General features: G+C 62.4%; 2 protein-coding genes and 1 pseudogene. 2 read left to right on the top strand and 1 reads right to left on the bottom strand.

Features of this window, described 5'->3' with window-relative positions; translation table 11 throughout:
• Together NFV80_RS09125 and NFV80_RS09120 are read left to right on the top strand one after the other, a co-directional pair.
• Window positions 1-323: pseudogene (locus tag NFV80_RS09125) on the top strand (hypothetical protein); the annotation flags it as partial.
• Between the two features lie 48 nt (window positions 324-371).
• On the top strand, window positions 372-5,648 hold the full coding sequence (locus tag NFV80_RS09120) for a PilC/PilY family type IV pilus protein (RefSeq protein WP_296758454.1): 5,277 nt from the start codon (window positions 372-374) through the stop codon (window positions 5,646-5,648).
• A 187-nt stretch (window positions 5,649-5,835) separates the two neighbouring features.
• Here NFV80_RS09120 and NFV80_RS09115 read toward each other — a convergent pair whose 3' ends face one another.
• Window positions 5,836-6,993, bottom strand: coding sequence for a nickel/cobalt efflux protein RcnA (locus NFV80_RS09115; RefSeq protein ID WP_295328378.1), 1,158 nt, complete (start codon window positions 6,991-6,993; stop codon window positions 5,836-5,838).
• Window positions 6,994-7,071 lie beyond the last annotated feature (78 nt).

Genomic DNA, 7,071 nt, shown 5'->3' with positions numbered 1-7,071 from the left:
CCTGGGATGCCTTCTGGAACAGCACGCTGGCAGCCAAGGCAGTGGCGGCAAGCCCAGCCGGCGCCACCTGCGCCAATGCCCAGCCCGACGTCGCCGGCAACACGGTCTGCTATGTCATCCATCGGCTCTGCGCCACGACCGGCAAGCCGAATACCGCCGCCAACCCATGCACGCAACCGCCACCGAGCGCCAGCAGCGGTGGCAGCCAGAGCGCCGGCGCAGTGGCTCCGGCCGCGACCAAGCAGGTGTATTACCGGATCACGACACGCATCGAGGGTCCGCGCCGAACCGTCAACTACGTCCAGACCGTCATCGCCCTCTGACGCGGCCGGCTCGGTGCCGCAAGCCGTACCCGTTTTCAGGAGTTTGCCATGAAGACCTTTCCACTGATCGTCACTACCCGCTCCCTGTTTGCCTTGCTCGCCATCGTCAGCGGAGCGCAGGCGGCCAGCACCGACCTCGCGACGGCGCCCTTGTCGGGCGCATCGCAGGTGCAGATTTTCCCGAACATCCTGTTCATCCTCGACGATTCGGGCAGCATGGCGTGGGACTATCTCCCCGATTGGGCAGACTCCAATCCGCAAAAAAACCCGGAGTATCGCAGCAGGAATGCCGGATTCAATGGCATTGCCTACAACCCGGCAGTGCTCTACAGCCCGCCAGCGTATTTCACTGCCGACGGCGCGGTCGACACGACAAGCTATCCGAGCCAGACGAGCGCCGCGACGGCCGCGTGGAGCCTGGTGGTCGATAACGGTTTCGATCAGCGGTCGGCCAAGAGCAACTTGCAGCGCGCTGCCTACTATTACACGACGGTTGCTGGTGAATACTGCACGGACCGCACGCTGCGAACCTGCACCGCAGCGAACGCAGCAAGCGCCAGCTACCCCTTTCCCGCCACACTTCGCTGGTGTTCGAGCCAGGAGGCGGCGCAGACCCTGAGCCCCGCCGCGGGAAGCTGCCGGGCAACGCAAACCGACGGCAGATTCCGCTACCCGCGCATGCCGGAACCGCAGACGAGTCTGCTTACTATCACCGGTGGAGGGTCGGTCGACAGCATCAAGGTCAACAGCCAGGAGCTCCTGTCGCGGACGGCCTCCGGACTCGACGCGGCGACGCTGGCCAGCGACCTGGCGACGGCGATCAACGCATGCAGCTTCGGCCTTACGGGCAACTGCCAGACGGTCGGCTACCGGGCCAGCACCGACCCCGCCAAACCGGGAGTCGTAACGATCAGCGCGCCGGCGGCTTTCGCGACCGACGTGACTCCCGTGCTGGTCAAGAGTGCAAACATCAGCACGAGCAAGTTCGCTCGCAGCGGAAGCAATCAGGCGCCAGGGGACGTGATGCTGACGGTGATCACCAGCAGCATCCCGAGCTACGCCTACGCCAACTCGCCTGCCCGCACCGACTGCAGCGGCGCCAAGGACAAGACCTGCACCTGGGAGCAGGAAATGACCAACTATGGCAACTGGTGGGCTTACTACCATACGCGCATGCAGGCGATGAAGACCGCCGCCAGCCAGTCGTTGTCGAAGATCGACTCGACCCGCCGAGTCGGCTACCTGACCACCAACAACAATGGTGGTACCGATTTCCTGAACATCGACGATTTTGCTGCGGCGCAAAAGAAAGCCTGGTACGACAAGCTGTTCGCTGCGCTTCCCGACAAGGACACGCCGCTGCGCGCGACGCTTTCCAGGGCAGGCTATCTGTACGCGGGCAAGTACAACGGGCAAAGCATCAACGGCGTCGCGGTCACCGATCCGGTACAGTATTACTGCCAGAAGAACGCGACGATCCTGTCCACCGACGGCTACTGGACGACAGGAGACGGCTTCAAGCTCGACGCCAGCACGATGGACGACGAGGACGGTGCTGAAGTCACCCCGACGGTTTCGCGGCCGCAGCTCGACGGTGGCGGAACGCAGGCGTACCAGACGCTCAGCCGGATCCTGCTGACTACCACGCCACAAACACAGCGCTCGCAGAAAACCGAGCAATCGCAGCGTTGGTATTTTTATCGGACAAAGTCGACGTTCTCGTATTGGATATCGCTGACTAGCGAGGCAAACCAGCGGAAGAAGTTAACTCAAACCGGCCAGCTGCAGCAGCTTACGCCGCAGTTCACCAAAACCGTGACACAGATTCAGCAGAAATCCACCAATGACAACGGCCGGACCTGGACCCCCTGGGCCGACACAGACCAGTGCGTGGCCACCAAGAAAGACGCAACTGAGACGCAATGCCAGGCGCTTTCCCCTGCCAGCTCGACGGTCAGCAGCTGTACGTCGGTCACCGGTTACCAGAACCGTCCGGTACCATTGAGTAGTGACACCGCATCGAAGACTGACATTCAGTGCACGGCGCTGACCTCTATCTGGGTCAACACCGCACAATGCACCGATCTCGCGAGCTGCCATTACGTCTGGCCAGCGACCGACCCCCAATACACTTGCCCAGCCGACGACCCGTCTTACAGCCAGAGCGCACCGAGGAGAGACTGCTACACACCCTGGGTTGTGGTCGCTCCGGGAGCGTGCGTCGCCGACTCCACCACCGAGTGTTCGACTGGCGGAACGTGGAAACCCGACCCAAGCTGCCCACAGAGCGCCGAAGGAAAGACCTGCCAACAAATCTGGGGCGCTTACCAAAAAGTCGATTCGTGCACCGCGGACGTTTCCGTTCCTCCGACGTACGACTGCTCCTACGGGTATAGTGAATATCAGGATGTCGCCAGCTGCGACAGTAAACTCATCGATGCGACGCGAGAGTATTATTATTGTGGGTATACGCGTTTGGTCAGCGACTGGGCTCCGTTCGACTTTCCCGACACCTGCAAAGCCACGAGCACAACCGATGCCACGGGGCTGATCACCACTTACAGGTGCGATCCTCGGACCGGAACCAGTCAGTATGTCTCGGACTGCAAGTTTGTCGACCAGATAGCCGACAAAGGCAACGACTGGGTGGCCACTCACTGCTCGACCGAGACCAATACGACAGCGGTGGATTTCTGCCAGCCGCAGGACCCGCAGGGCTGCCCCGCCTCCGTCCCCTCCGACCAGTGCTGGAAGACCACTTGCAGTTCTTCCGCGCGCGCTCCGACGCCGAACACGCTGGCCGACGTCGCGCAGTACTACTACATGACCGACCTGCGAACCGACGCGCTGCACAACTGCGCACCCAATGGCGACGCCAGCAAGTCGAGTGTGTGCGGCCCACCGGACGGTCCCGACACCGATGGCCAGAGGATGCTCACCTATACCCTCGGCCTAGGCGCCAACGGCCTGATGCAGTACGCCGCCGATTACCAGAAGGCAAAGGCGGGAGACGGAACCGACTTTGGCAGCATCCTCGGCGGAGTGACTCCCGATCCGGACAACGGCATCTGCTCGTGGCAAACCGGCGGCAATTGCGACTGGCCGCCGCCGGCCGTCAATTCGCAGACCAATATCGACGACCTCTGGCACGCGGCGGTCAATGGACGCGGCACCTATTTCAGCGCCCGCGACCCTTCCGCGCTCGCTGCCGGCATCAGCAGCGCACTCGCCGACATCAGTACTGCCAAGGGATCGCTGACCGCGGTCACCGTTCCTTCTCCCAACCTGGTCGCCGGCGACAATAACGCGATCTACGAAGTCTCCTTTGAAGTCGGCGTGTGGGCCGGCGAGGTCGACAAACGGACGATCAACGGCGACACCGGAGTGATCTCGGCGAACATCGTCTGGTCTGCCGAAGACCAGTTGCGCCAGAAGGCGCCGGCCGATCGTACGATCTATACCTTCGATTCCGCCAACAAGGCGTTGCTGCCCTTTGTCTGGGCCAGTCTCTCTGCCCAGCAGCAGGCCTATCTCAGCGCGCCGTACATCAACGATCTGTCGCAACTCTGCGATAGCGGGGTAACCTGCCTGAAGGATCCGGAGAAGACCGCCGCCGGCGGCGCGAATCTGCTCAATTTCCTGCGCGGCGATGCCACTTACGAAGGCGCCCTGGACGATCTTTCCAAGTATTACCGCACGCGGACGAGTGCCGACAGCGGTCTGCACCGGCCGCTCGGCGACATCGTCGGCTCGGAGGTGGTCTATGTGCAGGCGCCGCAGTGGAACTACGTCGACAAACAGTATGCCGAATTCAAACTCGCCAAGAAGGACCGGAAGGCGATGCTTTACGTCGGTGCCAACGACGGCATGCTGCATGCCTTCGCGGCCGATACGGGAAATGAGGCCTGGGCCTACGTTCCTGCACTGATTTTCCCTAGGCTGTACAAGCTGGCCGACAAGACCTACGCCGGCAAACACCAATTCACGGTCGATGGCACCCCGGTAGTCGGCGACATCTGCGCCGACAGCGCTGCCAACTGTCTCAGCGCGAGCAGTACCGACGTCTGGAAAACGATCCTGGTCGGCGGTCTCAACGACGGCGGTCGCGGCTACTATGCGCTGGACATCACCGATCCAGACCATCCCAAGGCATTGTGGGAATTCATCGATGACAACCTCGGCTACACTTACGGCAACCCGGTGATAAGCAAGCTCAAGGATGGCACCTGGGTCGTCATGTTTGCCTCGGGTTACAACAATGTCGGACCTGGCGATGGCGTCGGTCGCCTGTTCATTCTGAATGCCAACACCGGTGAACCGATCAGTTCGATCAACGGCGATGGCACCATCGCGACCAGTGCCGGCGACAGGACGACGCCCAGCGGTCTGGCGAAAATCTCGGCCTGGGCCAACTTCCCGGACGTAAACAACACAGCCGAACGCGTCTACGGTGGCGATCTGTTCGGCAATCTCTGGCGTTTTGACATCAACGGGGTCATCCCGGTGGTTTCCGATCCGAAGGTGTACGACGCGCAACGACTGGCGACGCTACAGGATGTGGACGGCAACCCGCAGCCAATCACCAGCAAGCCCGAACTCGGCAAGGTCAAGAATCATCCGGTCGTCTTTGTCGGCACCGGCAGGCTGCTCGGCCCGAGCGACTTCAAGCGGATTCACGACACGGTGCCGAAGTTTCCGAAGGATTCGTTCTATGCGGTCAAGGATCCGCTGACCGACACCGACTACGGCAACCCACGTTCCGTGAACAACCACTTCACCGCGCGCTCGCTGGGAACGGGCAGTTGTCCTGCCGGCGTCATCATCTGCGTGCAGGGACAGGCAGCGACGACGATGCCCGCCCTGCCAAAAAATCCGGGCGAGAGCGACGAAGACTATCAGGCGCGAGTGGAAAACACTACGCAACAGGCGATCAAGGAGGCCTTCGGCAGCGGCAACGACGGCTGGTACGTCGACTTTCCCGGCGATGGAGAGCAGATAAATACCGACCCCAGCCTGGTTCGCGGCAGCGTCGTGTTCACCACCAACCGCCCGCTGGACGGCGGAGCTTGCGTGCCCAAGGCCGTCAGCTTCCGTTACGACCTCGATTACCGGACCGGCGAAGCGATTGAAGGGACCAGCGGTGTCGCCGGAGTCAAGATCGCCGATGCACTGGCAACCAGGGCGGCGGTGGTGGTGCTGACCAACGACAAGCTCTACGGCCTCACCCGCACCGATCAGCCGGCAATCCAGCCGGCGGAAATTCCGACACCGCCACTGCCCGAAGCAGCGCGCCGCATATCCTGGAGGGAACTGCTTACCGAATGAGCGGCGTGGCAGCGCACGCGGATTCACAGGGCAATGTCGGGGCGGCGCTGGCACGAGTTCTGCCTGAGTCGCCGCCCCCGGCGCCTTTCCGCGCCCGACCGCCTGCTCACCACACGCGAAACGCCCTGCCCCGTCCGCTGCGAGGCCCGCCCGTTTGCCCAAGCTCGACGGCCAGGACTTGCGAAGGTCAGGCCACGGCGCGCAAGCCCTGGTAGCCGACATAGAAACCGACGCAGAGGATCAGCACGCCCGAAAAATACGGCGCTTTCCGGGCAAACTCTCCGAATCCGCTCCAGCGACTGCTGACGTGTTTCACGCTCAGGGCCGCCAGCGCGCCGGAAGCCACCATCGTCAGCGCCAGCCCGACGCTGAAGCAGAGGACCAGCGCTGCGCCGAGCGCCACTTCCTTGAGTTGCAGGCAGAGCAGAAGCACGGTGATCGACGCCGGACAGGGAATCAGCCCGCCGGTCAGTCCGAATACGACGATCTGGCCGGTGGTCACGTCGCGATTGGCGAAGCGGCGACGAATGTCGTTGGCGTGTGCCAGCTCGTGCGGGTCCTGATAACCGGGTGCCGATACGTCCAGCCCCTCGTAGTCGGAAATCGCGTGATGCGCGTGATCGTGCTCGACGTACTCGACGTCATAGTCGTGGCTGTGATGCTCGTGCCCGAGGCGCAGGCGAGCGACGAACTCATGCGGTTCGGGAATCTCCTGCGCCGACTCGACAAAACCGTCGCACTGCACGAAAGTGAAGACCTGCCGGCTGCCGTCGGCCCTTTCCGTTTCCACCCTCACCTGCTCGGCTGTCCAGTGATGGCCGTGGAGACTTTCCCGATACAGGCGGAAGCGCGGCGGTACCCCTTGCTCGAAGATCTCCAGCCGGACGACGCCGTGGCCGGTGTCTATCCGCTTGCTTTCGTCGTGACCATGGTCGTGCGCATGCGGATGATCGTGCTCATGGGAGTGGTCATGCTCATGGGCATGATCGTGATCGTGCACTGCCCGCCCCTGTCGCCACGTCCGCCACATCATCCACAGCGCTACGCCGACGATGAGCACGGCGGAAGCCAACTGGAAATACGACTCGGTCACCTCGGTATTCCAGTTGCGCCCGAAATACAGACCCGCCATCGCCACGGCCCAGACGACGGCAGTGTGCGAAATCGTCGCCGACAATCCAAGCAGAACCGCCTGCGTCACCGTGCCGCGTATCGCCACGATGAAAGCCGCCATCATCGTTTTCGAATGGCCGGGCTCGAGACCGTGCAGCGCGCCGAGCAGAATGGCGCTGGGAACGAACAGCCAGGCGTTACCCTGCTGCAGGAGAGAAGAAAATTCGTTCATGGGGATTCCTTGTCAATATCAGACGATCGTCTTGCCGATCACCGGATCGTATCCTGTCCTGGTGGACAGGATACACGA

Origin of the sequence: Accumulibacter sp. (assembly GCF_023806565.1) — a bacterium.
GTDB lineage: Bacteria > Pseudomonadota > Gammaproteobacteria > Burkholderiales > Rhodocyclaceae > Accumulibacter.
This window is presented reverse-complemented; position numbering and strand designations above follow the sequence as displayed.